The organism is Flavobacterium fluviatile (genome assembly GCF_010645065.1).
Classification (GTDB): Bacteria; Bacteroidota; Bacteroidia; order Flavobacteriales; family Flavobacteriaceae; genus Flavobacterium; species Flavobacterium fluviatile.
On sequence record NZ_JAADZW010000002.1, the window covers coordinates 221897 to 241473 of the forward strand.

The following is a 19577-nucleotide window of genomic DNA, read 5'->3' on the forward strand; positions in this document are numbered from 1 at the left end:
GACCTTTCACATTTTACAAATATCATCTCACATTATATATAAATTTCTTTACCCTGTTCAATAAATTCCTCTGATTTCTCCTGCATGCCTTTTTCAGCAGCAGCGACATCCCTGATTTCCTGGGATATCTTCATAGAACAGAATTTGGGTCCGCACATCGAACAGAAATGCGCCACTTTTGCACCGTCTGCCGGAAGCGTTTCATCGTGGAATTCTCTTGCGGTATCCGGATCTAATGCCAAATTAAACTGGTCTTCCCAACGGAATTCGAAACGGGCTTTACTCAAAGCATTGTCACGATACTGTGCTCCCGGATGACCTTTTGCTAAATCGGCAGCGTGAGCTGAGATTTTATAGGTAATCACACCGTCTTTTACATCTTTTTTATTCGGTAAACCAAGATGTTCTTTTGGTGTTACATAACACAACATCGCACAACCGTACCAGCCAATCATCGCAGCGCCAATTGCTGAGGTGATATGATCGTAACCCGGTGCAATATCTGTCGTTAACGGGCCTAAAGTATAAAATGGAGCTTCATGGCAATGTTCTAATTGTTTGTCCATGTTTTCTTTAATCATGTGCATCGGAACGTGTCCGGGGCCTTCAATAAAAACCTGTACATCGTGTTTCCAGGCAATTTTTGTTAATTCTCCTAAAGTTTCCAGTTCAGCAAACTGAGCAGCATCATTAGCATCTGCAATTGATCCCGGGCGTAAACCATCACCAAGAGAAAAGGCAACATCATATTGTTTCATGATTTCGCATATTTCTTCAAAATGGGTGTATAAGAAATTTTCTTTATGATGAAATAAACACCATTTTGCCATAATTGATCCGCCTCTCGAAACGATTCCGGTAACGCGGTTAGCTGTTAAATGAATATAGCGAAGTAAAACTCCGGCGTGAATCGTGAAATAAGAAACTCCTTGCTCTGCCTGTTCAATCAAGGTATCACGGAAAATTTCCCAGGTTAAATCTTCAGCAATTCCCTTTACTTTTTCCAAAGCCTGATAAATCGGAACAGTACCAATTGGAACTGGAGAATTTCTTATAATCCATTCTCTGGTTTCGTGAATGTTTTTTCCCGTAGATAAATCCATAATCGTATCAGCTCCCCAGCGACAAGCCCAGACGGCTTTTTCGACTTCTTCTTCAATACTGGAAGTCACGGCGCTGTTTCCGATATTGGCATTGATTTTTACTAAAAAGTTACGGCCAACGATCATCGGTTCACTTTCGGGATGATTGATATTGTTTGGAATTATGGCTCTTCCGCAGGCAACTTCGCTACGAACAAATTCGGGTGTAATTTTGCTTTTTGGGGTATTTGCACCAAAACTTTGTCCGTCGTGCTGGCATTGCATGGCTTTGGTTTGTTCGTTTAAAAGTTCGATGCGCTGATTTTCACGAATCGCAATATATTCCATTTCGGGAGTGATGATTCCTTGTTTGGCGTAATACAATTGGGTTACGTTTGCGCCTTTTTTTGCACGTTTTGGCTGATGTAAATATTCAAAACGAAGATGGTTTAAACTTTCATCTTTCAATCTTGTTTGTCCGTAATCAGAAGTTATTTCGCTTAAGATTTCAACATCATTTCGGTCTAAAATCCATTGCTCTCTTAAACGTGGCAAACCTTTTCGGATATTGATTTCGATGTCCGGATCAGTATAAGCTCCTGATGTGTCATAAACGGTTACGGGAGGATTTTTCTCAATTCCGCCATTCGAAAGTTTGGTATCGCTTAACTGAATTTCGCGCATGGCCACTTTTATGGTATGAATTTCGCCATCAATATATACTTTTCTGGAATTTGGAAATGGGGTTCTGGATATTTGTTCTTCCTGATTCATTCTTCTTAGATTTGAATTACTATTGTTATTTGATTGAAATTTTAAATTTCTCGTAACCGATTTTCTGCCAGGGATAGCAGTGTAAAGCCCGTAAAGGAGAAAACCGTAAAAAATAAGGAATAAGAAAGCGACCAGCGGAAGCTTTGTTATGACTGTATTTTTGTGGTTGACGACTGCGGACTTGTAACGGATAGCCCGTTCGTGCAGCCAAATTATCCTCCCTGAGTGGCAGAAATAATTAGGATTTCGTCAGTTTCGGACACAAAGTGGCTGCTCCAGTTTATTTTTGGAACGACAGTATTGTTAATGGCAACGGCGATTCCGTTCTGTTTATTCGGAATTTCGAGATCGAGCAATGACTGAACGCTAAGCGATTCGGCATTGAATTGTTTGATTTGTTGGTTGATTTTTAGTTCCATTCCTTTTGAATTTTAGTTATAGAGATGCACAGCAGTACATCTAAAAACCTTAGGAATGGCTACAATTACGCACAAAAAAATGCGTGAAGAAGTCATCTTACTTTTCCCTACGCTAGTATGAACTAGATCAGGTTCAGAGGGTAAAATCTCAGCCTGCACGATGCAGACACCCCTAAAGTGTGAAGCAAATGTAATGAAAAATTTGTTTGGGAGTTTAAAAAAGTTTCAGGTTTCAGGTTTCAAGTTGCATCTGGGATGATTTTTTACCGTTTCTATTCCGACATAGACGTAACCTGAAACCTGAAACTTGAAACAAAACTTTTACTTTGTTCTTGTCCAGCAATCTTCGGCATGATCATTGACCATTCCGGTGGCCTGCATGTGTGCATAAACAACTGTTGAGCCTACAAATTTAAATCCTCTTTTTTTTAAATCTTTGCTGATTTCGTCAGAAAGTGGAGTGGTGGCGGGAACGTCTTTTGAGGTTTTGGGATGGTTGATGATGGGTTTTCCGTTAGTGAATTTCCAGATATAATCTGAGAAACTTCCAAATTCTTCCTGAACTTTCATGAAGGCCTGAGCATTTGAAACAGCTGCTTTAATTTTGAGTTTATTGCGTATGATTCCGGTATTTTGCATTAATTCTTCGATTTTGTCTTCAGAATAATGAGCTACTTTTTTATAATCGAAATAATCAAAAGCATTTCTGAAATTCTCTCTTTTGTTTAAAATCGTAATCCAGCTTAATCCTGCCTGAAAGGTTTCCAGAATTAAAAATTCGAATAGCGTAGGATCATCATAAACCGGAATCCCCCATTCTTCATCATGGTATTTTTTATATAAATCACCGGAATTGCACCAGCTACATCGAATTAGTTCCAAAATTTTTATTTTAAAGGTATAAAAAAACCTCAAACTAATAAGTTTGAGGTTTAAAAAACTGTTTTTTTAAAATTATTTTTTTACAAAAACATTTACTTCAGAATATGTTTGACCTTCTTCAGTATAAGTTTGTTTAATTTTTAATTTACTACCTGTAAGTTCAACGATTTCATAAGTGTCAACAGAAGTTTCTCCTTCATATTTTACTGTAAAAGTATTATCTTTTTTAGTCCAAGTACCAGTTTCAGTATATGTTTCGCATTTACCACCATAAGATTCTGAATAAGTATCTTTAAATGTACCGTTTGATAATATCTCTAAAATTGGTTTTGAACAACTTCCTGAAGATACTGCCTCAAGAGACTCTTTTCCATTTACAATAACTCCATAGTGAGTAGGTTCCCATTTTCCTTCGATAGAACCTGATGTACCTCCATCATTATCGTCATCACTACTACAAGATGCTACTGATAAACCTAATGTCAATACTGACAAAAAAAGAATTGTAATTTTTTTCATTTTTTACTTGATTTTATTTGTTAAATTATGTTAACAAAATTAGATGTTTTTTTAATAAAAGCAAGTGATAATGAGCTTTTATTATGTTTTATTTTATTAAAACTAATTAAATAACTCACTATTAGTAGCTTATTACTTGCCAATTTGCCAACTATATCCTTTGACATTAGGTATATAAGCTGAATGACCAATTATAACCAGATTATTGTAGATTTTTTTATTGTATTTAATGCCAATAGCTTTGCCAGAAGTGTACATTTTGTTGGCCTTGAATATTACTTTCATTCGACCGTCTTCAAGTTCGGCATCAGATACTTTTTCGACAAACCAGGTGGAATGCCATTTTACGGCGAGTTCATTTTCGGCTGTTTTGGTTACACTTTTTACCAATTTTACAGCGTCTTCGGGAATTTTAAAATTTTGGGTTAATTGATCTTGAGTTAACGTTTGGCCAATTTTAGTAAGAGAAAATATTTTTCGCAAATTGACAAAGGTCATTAAATTCTCATTTGCTTTTTTTCTTACATCTAAAGTGTTTTTTTCTGAAGCACTTTGTGAGTTGTTAGCTTGAGAAATAACGGAAATATTCTCTTTCTCTGAAAAAGCGGTCTTTTTAGAAGTATTTGAATTTTTTTTCAAATCATTTGCAATGGCAATTGTATCTAAGGTTTTATTTCTGGTGCTTTTTTTGGAAACAGAAACAGACTTCAGGTTATTTACCGGGTGGACTATTTCTTTTTTGGGCTGTTTTTTTTCGTCATTACCGCAGCTTATAAAAAAATAGGGAATTGAAAATAATATAACGATACTGTTTCTTTTCATGGTTACGAAGTTTTAATCTTTGGGAGGATGATCTTCTTCTAAATATTTTTTAATCAAATGATGTCCGGCATAAATTAACGGAGTTAGTAAAATTGCAACCGACAGTTTGAATATATAACCTGTTAATCCTGATGTAATATAGGTGTCAAAATCAATTTTTCCGGGAAGCCAAAAAGCAATTCCAAGAACTATGAAAGAGTCAAATAATTGAGAAATTACCGTTGACCCTGTAGCTCTTAACCATATTTTCTTTTCCCCGGTCCTGTTTTTAAAAAACCAAAAAATCCAAACGTCAATAAGCTGAGATGCCATAAAAGCTATTATGCTTCCGACGATAATCCACATACTTTGTCCAAAAACAGCCTGAAATTGTTCATCATTTACGGGGCTTATTCCTTTTGCGGCCGGAATTACTATTGCCATAAATAATATTAAAAATGCATAAGCAATTAAGCAAGCTGTAATTAAGGATAATTTTTTAACGCCTTTTTCGCCAAAATATTCATTAATCAAATCTGTTGTAAGAAAAACTATCGGCCAAGGTAAAATTCCGATACTCATTACGAATGGTCCTATCTGAATCAATTTTCCTCCAATAAGTTCTGCTACAACAGCATTGGTTATAAAAATTCCTGCCAGAACTACAAAAATAATTTCCTTTTTGGTTTTAAACATATAAGTTTGTAAATAATCTTTCAAATTTAAGCTATTTCATTATAACTAAAAATGGTTTGTTTTTGTTTTAAAAGTTAAATTTTTATTCATATAGTTTGTTTTAGTTATTTTTGAAACAATAATCGTTTTTTAATATTTAAAACAAATTCTTTAATGTAATGAAAAAAATAATCACAATTTTTCTCATGGGTACAATCTTTTTTGCGTCAAACGCACAAACTAATACTGAGAATCCATTGCTAAAAAAGTGGACAGGTCCGTATGGCGGAGTCCCTGCCTTTGATGTATATAAGGTATCAGATTTTAAACCTGCAATTCAGTTTGCAATTCAGGAAAAACTAAATGAAATTGATGCGATTGCTAATAATTCTAAAGCACCAACTTTTGATAATACCATTGCTGCTTTAGAACGTTCAGGTGAAACAATTTCAAGGATTTCTACTGTTTACGGAATTTACAGGTCAAATTTAAGCAGTCCTGAATTTAACGCTGTTGATACAGAAATGTCTCCAAAATTTTCAGAGCTTAAAGATAAAATAAATCAGAATAAAAAATTATTCACAAGAATAGAAACACTTTACAATTCAAAAGAAAGCAAAAAACTAAGGAGTGAACAACAGCGCCTGATTTGGTTGTATTACACTAATTTTGTACGTGAAGGTGCCAAACTGAATGATCAGGATAAAGAAAAAGTTGCAAAAATTAATAAAGAATTAGCCGGTCTTTTTACAAAATTCAGTCAAAATTTATTGGCTGAAGAGCATAATCAATATGTTGCTTTAACTACAGAAAGTGATTTTGATGGCTTACCGGAGGAAGTTAAAAAAGCAGCTATGGCTGATGCGAAAGAACGAAAACTAAATGTTTTAGGAACTATTGCAAATACACGTTCTTCAATTGAGCCTTTTTTGACTTTTTCAACTCGCAGGGATTTGAGGGAAAAAGCCTTTGATATCTTTGTAAAACGAGGAGATAATGGGAACGCAAATGACAATAATGCAACATTAGTTTCAATTTTAGAATTACGGACAAAAAAAGCAAAATTACTTGGCTATCCAACTTTTGCCGATTGGAGTTTATCTAATAAAATGGCGAAAGACCCACAGAAAACTTTAGATTTGATGCTTTCGGTATGGGAACCAGCAGTTAAAAAAGTGCATGAAGATGTAGCAGAAATGCAAAAAATCGTAGATACAGAGGGAGGTAAATTTAAAATTCAGCCTTGGGATTATCGTTTTTATGCTGAAAAAGTTAGAAAAGCTAAATATGACTTAGATCAAAATGAGGTTAAGCCATATCTTCAGTTGGAGAAGTTACGTGAAGGAATGTTCTGGGTTGCGGGTGAGCTGTTCAATTTAAGTTTTAGACAAATTACAAATGTTCCGGTTTATCATCCTGATGTACGTGTTTGGGAAGTGAGTAATAAAGTAACCGGTAAAGTTGTTGGATTATGGTATTTTGATCCTTATGCTCGTGCAGGAAAACGTTCAGGAGCATGGATGAATGCTTATCGAGATCAACAAAAACTGGATGGGGAAGTGCTTACTATCGTTTCCAATAATTGTAATTTTATAAAAGGTGCAGATAATGAGCCAATTTTGATTTCCTGGGATGATGCTTCGACTTTATTTCATGAGTTTGGGCATGCACTTCACGGATTATGTTCAAATGTTACTTATCCAAGTTTAGCAGGAACTTCCGTCGCAAGAGATTATGTTGAGTTTCCTTCGCAGTTATTAGAACATTGGCTTGCAACTCCTGAAGTATTGAATAAATTTGCGTTGCATTACAAAACAAATCAACCATTGCCTCAGTCATTGGTAGACAGAATTGAAAAAGCTGCTAATTTTGGTGAGGGTTTCGCTACTGTCGAAACAATTTCAAGTTCTTTAGTAGATATGAAACTGCATTTAACTACAACAACTATTGACCCTCATAAATTTGAAATAGAAACTCTGGATGCGCTTCATATGCCGTCTGAAATTGTAATGCGACACCGTATTCCACAATTTGGGCATATTTTTTCAAGCGACGGATATGCTGCTGGATATTATAGTTATTTATGGGCAGATGTTATCAATGCTGATGCCTGGGAAGCTTTTACCGAAGGAAATGGACCTTATGATAAGGCAGTTGCCAAAAGGCTTTATGATACGGTTTTTAGTGTTGGAAACACAATCGATAATGAAAGAAGTTATGAAAATTTCAGAGGGAGAGCACCAAAAACAGATGCATTAATGCGGGCAAGGAATTTTCCAATTGCAAAGAAAGATTAAGACATAGGAACTATAAAAAAAGCCCGAATAAATTAATATTCGGGCTTTTGTATTGAAAAATAATATATTAACCTAAAGTAACTCTTTTGAAACCTGTAATTTCAACATTGAATCCTTTTACGTAATCACCAACTTTTTTACTGTCATCTTTGATGAAGTTTTGATCTAATAATGCTTTCTCCTGATCTAAAGTAGTGTTGTCAGAAATGAAACGCTGAACTTTACCTGGAAGAATTTTGTCCCAGATTTGCTCTGGTTTTCCTTCAGCTTTTAATTCAGCTTTAGCATCTTCTTCTGCTTGTTTGATAACTTCAGGAGTTAATTGAGAGAAAGAGATGTATTTAGGAACATTTTTTAAAGTTTTTCCTAAACGTTTAGCTTCTTCATTGTCTTTTTCGATTACAGCAATACGGGCAGCAAGTTCAGACTCAACGAAAGCAGGATCAAAATCTTTGTAAGATAAAGTATCAGCTCCCATTGAAGCAACTTGCATAGAGATGTCTTTTGTTAAAGCTTCAGCGTTAGCAACTGGAGCAGAAATTGCAGTTAAAGCAGCAATTTTATTAACGTGAACATAAGAACCAACGTAAGCACCTTCTAAAATTTCAAATCCACCGATTTCGATTTTTTCACCAATAACTCCCGTTTGCTCAATTAATTTCTCAGCTACAGTGATTCCGTTAAAATCAGAAGCTAATAACTCTTCTTTAGAAGAGAAGTTGATAGCTCTTTCTACTAAATCTTTAGCTAAAGCAACGAAAGCTTCATTTTTACCTACGAAGTCAGTTTCGCAGTTTAAAGTAAGGATAGCTCCTTTAGTGTTGTCAGCATTGATAAAAGAAACAGCAGCTCCTTCAGCAGACTCACGGTCAGAACGGTTAGCAGCAACTTTTTGTCCTTTTTCTCTAAGGATTTGTATAGCTTTATCGAAATCTCCTTCAGCTTCAACTAAAGCTTTTTTACAGTCCATCATCCCGGCACCTGTAGATTGTCTTAATTTATTTACGTCTGCAGCAGTAATTGTTGCCATAATATTTTAAGTTTTAATGTTTTTAAAAGTAAAAATTCCAGCTTTTAAATCCCAAATTCCAATTTTAATAAATTATCAACATAACGTTTTTAATTCTGTCTTGGATTTTGGAATTTAAAATTTGGAATTTAAAGTTGATTTATTCTTCAGTTGCAGGAGCAGCCTCAGCTTCTACAGCAGGAGCAGCTTCTTCTTCAGCAGCAACTTCAGTTTCTTTTTCAGCACCTCTGTCAGAAAGACCTTCGATTACAGCAGTAGTTACTAAAGATAAAATTTTGTCAATTGATTTAGAAGCATCATCATTTGCAGGAATCACGTAATCAACCTCTCTTGGGTCAGAATTCGTATCAACCATTGCGAAAACTGGAATGTTTAATTTTTGAGCTTCTTTTATTGCAATGTGTTCAGCTTTGATATCTACTACGAACAATGCTGCAGGCAGTCTGGACATATCAGCGATTGAACCTAAGTTTTTCTCTAATTTAGCACGTAGACGATCAACTTGCAAACGCTCTTTTTTAGATAGCGTGTTGAAAGTGCCATCTTTCTTCATTTTATCGATAGAAGACATTTTTTTAACTGCCTTTCTGATAGTTACGAAGTTAGTCAGCATTCCACCTGGCCATCTTTCAGTGATGTAAGGCATGTTTGCAGCTTTTGCTTTATCAGCAACGATGTCTTTTGCTTGTTTTTTGGTAGCTACGAATAAAATTTTTCTACCTGATGCAGCGATTTTTTTCAAAGCTTCGTTAGCTTCTTCAATTTTAGCTGCAGTTTTATATAGATTGATAATGTGAATACCATTACGCTCCATATAAATGTAAGGAGCCATGTTTGGATCCCATTTTCTAGTCATGTGTCCGAAATGAACACCTGCTTCTAGTAATTCTTTTACTTCTATTTTGTTTGCCATTTTTGTACTAGTTTACGTTCTGTTGATTAGCAATGTGTGAATGGCGGTTTCCCAGGCTTCATACATTTAGATGCTAAACTATATCCTACCTCGATAGGAGAGCAACAATAACTGTGTTTTTAATTTCAATAAATAATTGATAAGGTCTTGTCCCATCTGAACAAGACAGGTAATATTAACGTTTAGAGAACTGGAATCTCTTACGAGCTTTCTTCTGACCGAATTTCTTACGTTCAACCATTCTTGGGTCTCTTGTTAATAAACCTTCTGGTTTAAGTATCCCTCTGTTTTCAGCGTTAACTTCACACATTACGCGTGCTAATGCCATTCTTACAGCTTCTGCCTGACCAGTTGTACCACCTCCGTAAACGTTTACTTTTATGTCAAAGTTACCAGCGTTTTCTGTCATAGAAAGCGGTTGTAAAACTTTGTATTGTAAAGTTGCAGTTGGAAAGTAAGTTGCGAATTCTTTTTTGTTTACAGTGATGTTTCCAGTTCCTTCAGAAACGTATACACGTGCAACAGCGGTTTTTCTTCTGCCGATTTTGTGAATAACTCCCATTACTTAAGATCATTTAGGTTAACAGTTCTAGGTTTTTGAGCTCCGTGGGTATGCTCTGCGCCTACAACAACATTTAGATTTCTAAAAAGTTCAGCTCCTAATTTGTTTTTAGGCAACATACCTTTTACCGCTTTTTCTACTAATAATGCAGGATTTTTAGCTTGCAATACTTTAGCAGTTAAAGTTCTTTGTCCTCCTGGGTAACCTGTATGACGCATGTAAATTTTGTCATTCATTTTTGTACCTGTAAGGTTAATTTTTTCTGAGTTGATAACAATTACGTTATCCCCACAGTCAACGTGCGGTGTATAACTTGGCTTGTACTTACCTCTTAAGATCATTGCAACCTTTGAAGCAAGACGTCCTAAGTTATGACCTTCAGCGTCAACAACAATCCACTCTTTAGTTACAGTGGCTTTGTTTGCTGAAACTGTTTTGTAGCTTAATGCGTCCATAATATTATTTTAATTAAACATTCCATCCCCAATAAAGGGGATGCAAAAGTACAATTAATTATTTTAAATCCAAATACCTGAAAAGATTATTTTATATCCTGAAAATCAGCCTGTCAGTTTTGAAATTAAAACGACAAAAAGTATGGTTTGTAATATTTAATGTCAGATAAGCTAAAAGTTTTAGTTTTTTAATGTATAATGTTTTAAAAACCTGACATAGTTTTGTCAAGTGAAGTTTGTTTTAGTCTGATGTTTTTTTGGTTTGTTTTAGGAAAGACGTTGGTGATTTTAATAAGTGGCAGGGTTTTTTGTTTTGTTTTAAGCAATTCTACTATATTTGTATTAATTACATAAAATTCAATTGGATGAAAGCTAAAGCAACTCTAAAACAAATTGCGAAGGAACTTGGAGTTTCTGTTTCGACTGTATCTAAGGCGTTGAATGACAGTCCTGAAATTAGTGAGCAAACAAAAGTAAAGATTAAAGAGTATGCCAAACTCAAAAACTATAAGCCGAATGTTATTGGTTTGAATCTGAAAAACCGCAAAACCAAAACAATAGGGGTAATTATACCTAATATATTAAACTCTTTTTTTGCAAAAGTTTTTAGCGGTATTGAGAAAGTAGCTGACAAAAAAGGATATAATGTAATTACATGTATTTCGAACGAGTCTTTAGAAAAAGAAATTCATACGCTTGAAATGTTAAGTAATGGTACAATTGACGGTTTTATTCTTTCGGTTTCACAAGAAGCTCAAAATTTAGAAGAATACAGTCATTTTTCTGAAATCATCAATGACGGTACTCCAATAGTAATGTTTGACAGGATTGCTGATGGGGTTGAATGTGATAAAGTTGTAGTGGATGATTATGATTCGGCTTTAAATTCAACCCAACATCTAATTAATTTAGGATGTAAAAACATTGCCCTAATTTCTTCAGTAGATAATTTGAGTGTTGGGAAACTAAGAGCTGATGGATATTTGAAAGCTTTAAAAGACAATAATATCCCGATAAACGAAAAAATAATTCTTCGAACTAATTCAGAGGAAGATATGAAAAGCAAAATTGAAGCAATTTTCGATAATAAAGTTGATGGAATTTTTGCTCTGGATGAAAATGATTCGGTTGCAGCTTTAAGGGTTAGTTTGAAAAAAGGATTCAGAGTTCCGGAAGATATTTCCATAATAGGTTTTGCGGACGGAATCTTGGCATCAAGACGTTTGTCTCCAAGTTTAACAACAATAAGCCAGCATGGTATTGAAATAGGCGAGGTTGCTGCAAAGCGATTAATTTCAAGGCTGGAAGAGGAAGAAGAGGAGAGTACTGCTTACGAGACAATTGTCATTAAAACAAAATTAAAAGAGAGGGAATCAACCAGAAAATCTAAATAAAAAAATGATTGAACAGGTCTTCGCTTATGCTGCTGTTAAAAAGTACGCAAAACCTGTTCTTCCGTATGTACACATTCCGATTATATCAGTACTAAAAGTATTGGAGAAATTAATAATTACTTTTTCTGTATTAGTATCGTATGTATTATCTGTTGAATAAGTTGTCAGACTAAATTCAGTTACAAACTCTTTCATTGCTTTTGTGATAACGTGGGGTGGTTTAAAGCTGTTGGGTGCGTAAAATTTTATCCAGATGAATTTTTGAGTTAAGGTAATTCGGTGAAACTTAATAATTTTGCAAATGGTTATTAGATTCTCCTGTAAAATCTGAAAATGACTATTTTGTAGATACATTAAAATTTGAAGCTTCTTTTTTTTAGATTAAAACCGGAATTTAGGAATTTCTGACCACTTTTCAGTCTTACATCAAATTTATATTCCTAATACCTAAAAAAATATGAGTCACATTATATTTAAGTCAATATTATTTACTTTGCGGACTTGTTAAATTTTATGAGTTGTTTCTTTTAAGAACTCAGTTACGGAGATGTACTGAAGATAAGTTTTTTAATTAGGTTATCCAGCATTTTTATTGGCATTTTCAAACAGTATTGTTTAGGAAATGCTTGCTCCGTCACTAATTGCATCCTTCATTTCGCTTGGTAATCAGGTATTTGGGGTAGTACGGGCTCTGAATTGTTTCTTCGGGCTATTTGTGGTGCAACTTTAAAGCGTCTTCTTGGTGTTCTGAAGTTAGTCTAAATTGAAATCCTTTCATAATTTTGAGGTTAAATTATTGAATAATCTGTTATTTTATTGCTCTTATTTGAGATAAGAAATATTATTAGAGCAATCTAATTATTTGATTTATAAAAAAAACACTATATTTGCACCGTTATTTATTAAAATCTAAATAATGAGGGGACTAAGTGTCCCCTCTTTTTATAAAATTATGACATTTAAAGAAAAAGTAAACGCATTGATTACAGAAGCTCTTTTAGAAAGACCTTCGATCTTTTTGATTGATTTGAGTATTTCAGATTCTTTTAAAATTAGTGTGGGTTTAGATGGTGATAATGGAGTAGCACTTCAGGATTGTATTGATATCAGTCGTGCAATTGAGAATAATCTGGATCGTGAAGAACAGGATTTCTCTCTTGAGGTAGCATCTGTTGGAGTAGGTTCCCCGTTAAAATTTACAAGACAATACAAGAAAAATATTGGTAGAACATTGATTGTGACTACAAATACTGAAAAAATTGAAGCAGAATTGTTAGAAGCTAACGATGTTTTTATAATTTTGTCTTGGGAAGCAAGAGAACCGAAGAAAATAGGAAAAGGAAAGGAAACAGTTCAAAAAGAGCAACAAATACCTTATACAGAAATTAAAGAGGCAATTGTTACAGTAACATTTTAATTTAAAGAATTCGCATGGAAAATTTAGCATTAATCGATTCATTCTCAGAGTTTAAAGATAATAAACTTATTGATCGTGTAACGCTTATGGCAATTTTAGAGGACGTGTTTAGAAATGCATTGAAGAAAAAATACGGTTCTGATGATAACTTCGATATTATTATAAATCCTGATAAAGGAGATATGGAAATTTGGAGAAGAAGAGTAATCGTTGCTGACGAAGATCTTGATTTTGAAAATGAAGAAATTACCCTGACTGAAGCCAGAATGATTGAAGCGGATTTTGAAATTGGTGAAGAAGTTTCTGAAGAAGTTAAATTGATTGATTTAGGAAGAAGAGCTATTTTGGCCTTGCGTCAAAACTTAATATCAAAAATTCACGAACACGATAATACAAATCTTTATAAGCAATTTAAAGATATTATCGGTGATATTTATACTGCAGAGGTACACCATGTAAGACCAAGAGTTGTAATTTTGGTAGATGATGAAGGGAATGAGATTGTACTTCCAAAAGAAAAACAAATTCCGTCTGACTTTTTCCGTAAAGGAGATAATGTACGAGGAATCATTGAAAGTGTTGAATTAAAAGGAAATAAACCTCAAATCATTATGTCCAGAACTTCTGAGAAGTTTTTAGAGAAATTATTTGAGCAGGAAATTCCTGAAGTATTTGATGGTTTGATCACCGTTAAAAATGTAGTACGTATCCCTGGTGAAAAAGCAAAAGTGGCTGTGGATTCTTATGATGACAGAATAGACCCTGTTGGTGCTTGTGTTGGTATGAAAGGGTCTCGAATTCATGGAATTGTTCGGGAGTTAGGGAATGAAAATATTGACGTAATCAATTACACAAACAATATTCAATTGTTTATTACAAGAGCATTAAGTCCTGCTAAAGTTTCTTCAGTGAAAATTGATGAAGAAAATAAAAGAGCTGAAGTTTTCCTGAAATTAGAAGAGGTTTCTAAAGCAATTGGTAGAGGAGGACACAATATTAAATTAGCGGGTCAGTTAACAGGCTATGAATTAGATGTTATTCGTGAAGGTGATGTTGCCGGAGCGATTGCAGATGAAGATGATGTTGAATTAACAGAATTTTCAGATGAAATAGAAGACTGGGTAATTGAAGAGTTTGCTAAAATAGGTTTGGATACTGCAAAAAGTATCCTAAGTCAGGAAGTAGAAGATTTAGTAAGAAGAACTGATCTGGAAGAGGAAACAATTCTGGATGTTATGAAAATACTAAAAGAAGAGTTTGATAGTTAGATATTTGACTATCTGCCCTAACAACACAACGAAAAAGGTAATAATAAAAAGGTTATATGTCTGAAGAGAGAGTAATAAGAATAAACAAGGTTTTAAGGGAATTAAATATTTCGTTAGAAAGAGCTGTAGATTATCTAAAAGATAAGGGAATTGCTATTGATGCAAATCCAAATGCGAAAATTTCTGACAGCGAATTTAATATCCTGCAAAACCAATTTGCGGGCGATAAGGGGAATAAGGAAGCTTCTAAAGAAGTAGGGGAAGAGAAGAGAAAAGAAAAAGAAGCATTGCGTGTTGAACGTGAGAAAGAAATTGAGGACAAACGCAGGCAAGATGAAGAGCGTCAAAAACAGCAGGAGATTATAAAAGCAAAAGCTGTTGTATCCGGGCCTGTTCAGGTAGGTAAAATCGATTTAAATCCGAAAAAAACTGTTGTTTCTACACCTTCAGAGGAGTCGGTTAAAGCTAAAGTTGAGGAACCTAAAGTTGCTCAGAAAGAAGTTGAAAAGCCAATTCAAAAAGAAGAGGTTAAAACCGAAGCTCCGATAGCTCAAGACAAGGCAGAACCTATTATTACTGAGAAAAAAGATGTAAAAACTGACTCTTCTAAAACGGCGCATGAGCCAGTTGTTTCAACTGATCCTGAAACTGCAGAAGAAACTATAACTACACAATATCAAAAATTATCGGGAACTACTCTTACAGGTCAGACAATTGATTTGTCTCAATTTAATAAGCCTAAGAAAAAGAAAGAAGATCCAAAGATAACACCAAATAAACCAGGTACTCCGGGTGCAAATAACAATGCTAACAAAAATAAGCGTAAGAGAATTGCTCCAAAGCCTGGTACGGCCGGAATAACAAAACCTGCAACAGGTAATGCGCCTGGAACACCAAATCCTAATAAAATTACACCAAATACAGGTAATGGAGGTTTTAATGCTAACAGAAGTGCGAGACCTGGCTTTGTAAAAGGAAATCGCCCGGCTATAGTAGCTAAAGTTGAGCCTACTGAGGAGGAAGTAAAAAACCAAATCAGAGAAACCCTGGAAAAACTACAAGGTAAAGGGGGAAAATCAAAAGCGGCAAAGTATAGAAGAGATAAAAGAGATACACACCGCCAGAAGTCTGATGAGGAGCAAAGAGCACTAGATGAAGGAAGTAAAACTATTAAAGTTACTGAATTTGTTACGGTAGGCGAAATTGCGATTATGATGGATGTTCCGATCACTAAAGTTATAGGAACTTGTATGTCTCTTGGTATCATGGTTACTATGAACCAGCGTTTGGATGCAGAAACTTTGACTATTGTGGCTGATGAGTTTGGTTATGAAGTAGAGTTTATTACAGTTGATATCGAAGAAGCTATTGAGGTTGTTGAAGATAAAGAAGAAGATTTAGTTGTTAGGGCACCAATTGTTACTGTAATGGGACATGTTGACCATGGTAAAACATCTTTACTGGATTATATTCGTAAAGAAAATGTTATTGCTGGTGAATCTGGAGGTATTACTCAGCATATTGGGGCTTATGGAGTAACTTTGGATAATGGTCAAAAAATTGCATTTTTAGATACTCCGGGTCACGAAGCCTTTACCGCTATGCGTGCACGTGGAGCTCAGGTTACCGACATTGCTATTATAGTTGTAGCTGCGGATGATGATATCATGCCGCAGACAAAAGAAGCAATATCACATGCACAAGCTGCAGGAGTTCCAATTATATTTGCAATAAATAAAATTGATAAACCAAATGCGAATGTTGAGAAAATCAAAGAGCGTTTAGCAGGTATGAATTTGCTTGTTGAGGATTGGGGTGGAAAAATTCAATCACATGATATTTCTGCAAAAGTAGGAACAGGAGTAAAGGAATTGCTGGAAAAAGTGTTATTAGAAGCTGAAATCCTTGATTTAAAAGCTAATCCAAATAAGGCCGCTCAGGGAACTGTTGTAGAGGCTTTCTTAGATAAAGGAAAAGGATATGTTTCTACTATATTAGTTCAACAGGGAACTCTTAGAATTGGTGATTATATGTTGGCAGGGAAACATCATGGTAAAATTAAAGCCATGCATGATGAACGAGGTCACAATGTAAAAGAGGCTGGTCCATCGACACCGGTATCTGTTTTGGGTCTTGACGGAGCTGCTACTGCTGGAGATAAATTCAATGTGTTTGAAGACGAAAAAGAAGCAAAACAAATTGCGTCAAAACGTTCTCAGTTGATGCGTGAACAATCTGTACGCACACAAAGACATATTACACTTGATGAGATTGGACGTCGTATTGCCCTTGGTCAGTTTAAGGAATTAAATGTCATTCTTAAGGGAGATGTTGATGGCTCTGTTGAGGCACTATCTGACTCTTTCTCTAAGCTTTCTACAGAGGAAGTTCAGATTAATATTATTCATAAAGGAGTTGGAGCTATTACAGAAACTGACGTTAATTTAGCTTCTGCTTCAGATGCAATTATTATAGGATTTAACGTTCGTCCTGCTGGAAATGCCAGACAACTTGCTGATAAAGAAGAAATTGATATCCGTTACTACTCTATTATTTATGCTGCTATCGATGACTTGAAAGATGCAATGGAAGGAATGTTGGCTCCTGAAATGAAAGAAGAGATTCTGGGTACTGCAGAAATTCGCGAGATTTTCAAAATCTCTAAAGTAGGTTCAATTGCAGGATGTATGGTAACAGATGGTAAAATTCTGAGGGCTTCTAAAATTAGGGTTATCAGAGAAGGGGTTGTTGTTCACACTGGTGAATTGGTGGCATTAAAACGCTTTAAAGATGATGTTAAAGAAGTGACCAAAGGATACGATTGCGGTATTCAGATTAAAGGTTTTAATGATATCGAAGAAAGAGATGTTATTGAAGCATATCATGAAGTTGCAATTAAGAAGAAATTGAAATAATTGTACATAATTAGATAAGAAAAGCCCCGATGAAAATTGGGGCTTTTTTATTTCTAATTATCCATTCTTTTATTTGATGTTTTGATGTCTTAAATGGATTAAAACTGATGTTAAAGAAAGTTTTGTCCTGCTCTTATTAAACACATTTCTTTTGTAAATAAAAATAAAAAAAAAGACCACTTTTAATGGTCTTTGAATTAGTGTCTCGAAATTTATCTGCTTGGTTTTACAAGGAAAACGGTCTTGTATCTTTTTTTGATTTCTTCAAGGTTTCTTTCTGCTTCAATTCTTGTTTTGAAATTTCCAACAATTACTTTGTAATTAGGAGTGTTAAAAATTATGGTGCCGTCTATATTGTAAAACTCTCTTTTAAAATTTGATAAAGTCTTCTTTGCTTCATCGCTCTTACCGCTAAAGATTTGAATTTTGTAAGTCTCGTTGGTACTAATTGACGTGTTAATTTTACGTTTATCATTCAATAATTGCTCAAATTTAGGGTCTTGATTTAAAGTAATGTTTTGGTCTTGAGCATTAGTATAATGTGTTAAAGTAAGCATTGGTAATAGAAGTAAAATGTTTTTTGAAGGGGTTAAAATTCTCATAATGTGATGGTTTTTATACAAAAGTACTATTTAAAGTTTATATGTGAAAAGTTCTTATTATTTAGAATTGATATAAATTGATATTTAAGACTATTTTAAGGTTTTGAGAATAGTACTTAAATTGTATTTTTGTGCAAGTTTTTAAAAGAGGGTATTAGGTTTTTGCTAGTTATTACAGAAAAAATCATACCAAAAAATTAGTAGATAATTATTATACTATATGAAAAAGGTGGGTAACCATAATTCGATCTCAAGGAAATTATTGCTTAGCTTGTCGCTATCGCTGATTTTCTCCCTAACTTCATTTGCTCAAGATCCTGCTGCAGCTCCTGCGGCGACTGAAGCTGCTGCTGCTCCGGCTGCGGCAACTGGAGGTGGTGATCCGGTAAAAGGGAAAGAACTTTTTAATGCAAATTGCGCTGCATGTCACAAATTAGATGCTAAATCAACTGGTCCTGCTTTAAGAGGGGTAGCTGATAAGCATGATAAAGCCTGGCTTTATAAATGGATACACAACAGTTCTGATATGATTAAATCAGGCGATCCTGTTGCTGTTAAACTTTTCGAGGAAAATAATAAGTCGGTAATGACTTCTTTTCCTCAGTTATCTGAGGGTGATATTGATAATATTATAGCTTATACTTCTGAAGTAAAGGCTGAGCCTGCTGCTGGTGCTGGTGGTGCAGCAACTCCTCCGGGTACTAATGTTCAGGCTGGAGGAATTTCTAATAATATTATTTTAGGAGCTCTTGCTCTTGTAATGGGTATTTTGGTTGTAATGTTGTTCATGGTGAACAAAGTTTTAACTAAAGTTGCAAATAAAAATGGTATTGAGGTTGCTCCAAAAGTAGCGACTACTCCAATTTGGAAAGCTTTTGTTAGGAATCAATTTTTAGTGTTGGTTACTGCTATATTTTTACTTTTGGCAAGTGGTTATTTTGTTTATGGTTATTTAATGCAGGTAGGAGTTGATCAAAATTATGAGCCAATTCAGCCAATTCACTATTCTCACAAGATTCATGCTGGTGATAATGAAATCAACTGTAAATATTGTCACTCTGCTGCACGTGTAAGTAAAACAGCTGGAATTCCTTCTTTAAATGTCTGTATGAACTGTCATAAAAATATTTCTGAAGTTGCTGAAACTACTGCTACTGCTGAATATAGCAAAGCGTTTTATGATGGTGAGATTCAAAAATTGTATGATGCTGTTGGTTGGGATAAAACTAAGCAGGTCTATACTGGCAAAACCAAACCGGTTAAATGGGTTCGTATTCATAATTTGCCTGATTTTGTGTATTTCAATCACTCACAACACGTTTCAGTTGCAGGACTTGAATGCCAAACTTGCCACGGTCCTGTACAGGAGTTTGAAATCATGAAGCAGTACTCTAAATTAACAATGGGATGGTGTGTTGATTGCCATAGAAAAACTGATGTTAAGATGGAAGGAAATGCATATTATGATAAAATTCATGCTGAACTTTCTAAAAAATACGGTGTAGAGAAATTAACTGCAGCGCAAATGGGAGGTTTAGAATGCGGTAAATGCCACTATTAATCGAATTATTA

The 19577-nt window shown here is 34.7% G+C and carries 18 protein-coding genes and 1 riboswitch; of the genes, 6 read left to right on the top strand and 12 right to left on the bottom strand.

The features are described from left to right. Positions 1 to 32: 32 nt before the first annotated feature. The 6 genes from thiC to GXM17_RS04275 all read right to left on the bottom strand — a co-directional run bounded on the left by thiC (position 33) and on the right by GXM17_RS04275 (position 5173). On the bottom strand, positions 33 to 1856 hold the full coding sequence (gene thiC / locus GXM17_RS04250; RefSeq protein ID WP_163398046.1) for a phosphomethylpyrimidine synthase ThiC: 1824 nt from the start codon (positions 1854 to 1856) through the stop codon (positions 33 to 35). A gap of 212 nt (positions 1857 to 2068) precedes the next feature. Next, on the bottom strand, positions 2069 to 2275 hold the full coding sequence (thiS, locus tag GXM17_RS04255; protein WP_163398047.1) for a sulfur carrier protein ThiS: 207 nt from the start codon (positions 2273 to 2275) through the stop codon (positions 2069 to 2071). Between the two features lie 87 nt (positions 2276 to 2362). Next, positions 2363 to 2459: riboswitch (TPP riboswitch) on the bottom strand. A gap of 137 nt (positions 2460 to 2596) precedes the next feature. Beyond that, complete coding sequence (locus GXM17_RS04260; protein ID WP_163398048.1) at positions 2597 to 3157, bottom strand: DNA-3-methyladenine glycosylase I; 561 nt, start codon at positions 3155 to 3157, stop codon at positions 2597 to 2599. Between the two features lie 72 nt (positions 3158 to 3229). Then, complete coding sequence (locus GXM17_RS04265) at positions 3230 to 3652, bottom strand: lipocalin-like domain-containing protein (protein ID WP_163398049.1); 423 nt, start codon at positions 3650 to 3652, stop codon at positions 3230 to 3232. Between the two features lie 156 nt (positions 3653 to 3808). Next, positions 3809 to 4498, bottom strand: coding sequence for a hypothetical protein (locus GXM17_RS04270; RefSeq protein WP_163398050.1), 690 nt, complete (start codon positions 4496 to 4498; stop codon positions 3809 to 3811). Between the two features lie 12 nt (positions 4499 to 4510). Further along, on the bottom strand, positions 4511 to 5173 hold the full coding sequence (locus GXM17_RS04275) for a queuosine precursor transporter (RefSeq protein WP_163398336.1): 663 nt from the start codon (positions 5171 to 5173) through the stop codon (positions 4511 to 4513). Between the two features lie 158 nt (positions 5174 to 5331). Between GXM17_RS04275 and GXM17_RS04280 the strand changes: the two genes are divergently transcribed. Beyond that, positions 5332 to 7449, top strand: a complete 2118-nt coding sequence (locus tag GXM17_RS04280) for a M3 family metallopeptidase (protein ID WP_163398051.1) — start codon at positions 5332 to 5334, stop codon at positions 7447 to 7449. Between the two features lie 67 nt (positions 7450 to 7516). Here the strand turns inward: GXM17_RS04280 and tsf are convergent, their stop codons facing one another. The 4 genes from tsf to rplM form a co-directional block, all read right to left on the bottom strand. Further along, positions 7517 to 8479 (bottom strand): translation elongation factor Ts, encoded by a 963-nt coding sequence (gene tsf / locus GXM17_RS04285; protein ID WP_163398052.1) that lies wholly within the window; start codon positions 8477 to 8479, stop codon positions 7517 to 7519. 139 nt (positions 8480 to 8618) lie between these two features. Continuing rightward, positions 8619 to 9392, bottom strand: coding sequence for a 30S ribosomal protein S2 (gene rpsB, locus GXM17_RS04290; RefSeq protein ID WP_163392394.1), 774 nt, complete (start codon positions 9390 to 9392; stop codon positions 8619 to 8621). Between the two features lie 175 nt (positions 9393 to 9567). Continuing rightward, a complete protein-coding gene (gene rpsI / locus GXM17_RS04295; RefSeq protein WP_163398053.1) occupies positions 9568 to 9954 on the bottom strand; it encodes a 30S ribosomal protein S9 in 387 nt (128 codons plus the stop codon). After that, the gene (gene rplM / locus GXM17_RS04300) at positions 9954 to 10409 is read right to left on the bottom strand and encodes a 50S ribosomal protein L13 (RefSeq protein ID WP_163392396.1); all 456 of its coding nucleotides are present in this window, start codon (positions 10407 to 10409) and stop codon (positions 9954 to 9956) included. Before rplM ends, rpsI begins: the two co-directional genes overlap by 1 nt. Before the next feature lie 365 nt (positions 10410 to 10774). Here rplM and GXM17_RS04305 point away from each other — a divergent pair, with 365 nt between their 5' ends. Then, positions 10775 to 11803 (top strand): LacI family DNA-binding transcriptional regulator, encoded by a 1029-nt coding sequence (locus GXM17_RS04305; RefSeq protein ID WP_163398054.1) that lies wholly within the window; start codon positions 10775 to 10777, stop codon positions 11801 to 11803. A 24-nt stretch (positions 11804 to 11827) separates the two neighbouring features. On the opposite strand, the gene GXM17_RS04310 is transcribed toward GXM17_RS04305, so the two are convergent. Beyond that, positions 11828 to 12157, bottom strand: a complete 330-nt coding sequence (locus tag GXM17_RS04310; RefSeq protein ID WP_163398055.1) for a hypothetical protein — start codon at positions 12155 to 12157, stop codon at positions 11828 to 11830. Positions 12158 to 12755: 598 nt separating this feature from the next. Between GXM17_RS04310 and rimP the strand changes: the two genes are divergently transcribed. From rimP to infB, 3 genes are read left to right on the top strand one after another with little or no spacing between them, the layout of a single operon-like run. After that, positions 12756 to 13220, top strand: a complete 465-nt coding sequence (gene rimP / locus GXM17_RS04315; RefSeq protein WP_167522108.1) for a ribosome assembly cofactor RimP — start codon at positions 12756 to 12758, stop codon at positions 13218 to 13220. 14 nt (positions 13221 to 13234) lie between these two features. Further along, the gene (gene nusA, locus GXM17_RS04320; protein WP_163398057.1) at positions 13235 to 14488 is read left to right on the top strand and encodes a transcription termination factor NusA; all 1254 of its coding nucleotides are present in this window, start codon (positions 13235 to 13237) and stop codon (positions 14486 to 14488) included. 56 nt (positions 14489 to 14544) lie between these two features. Further along, on the top strand, positions 14545 to 17403 hold the full coding sequence (gene infB, locus GXM17_RS04325; protein WP_163398058.1) for a translation initiation factor IF-2: 2859 nt from the start codon (positions 14545 to 14547) through the stop codon (positions 17401 to 17403). A gap of 212 nt (positions 17404 to 17615) precedes the next feature. On the opposite strand, the gene GXM17_RS04330 is transcribed toward infB, so the two are convergent. Continuing rightward, positions 17616 to 18005 (bottom strand): SPOR domain-containing protein, encoded by a 390-nt coding sequence (locus GXM17_RS04330; protein WP_163398059.1) that lies wholly within the window; start codon positions 18003 to 18005, stop codon positions 17616 to 17618. Between the two features lie 220 nt (positions 18006 to 18225). On the opposite strand from GXM17_RS04330, the gene GXM17_RS04335 reads away from it, so the two are divergent. Beyond that, entirely contained in the window at positions 18226 to 19566 is a 1341-nt protein-coding gene (locus tag GXM17_RS04335) for a c-type cytochrome (RefSeq protein WP_163398060.1), read from the top strand. Positions 19567 to 19577 lie beyond the last annotated feature (11 nt).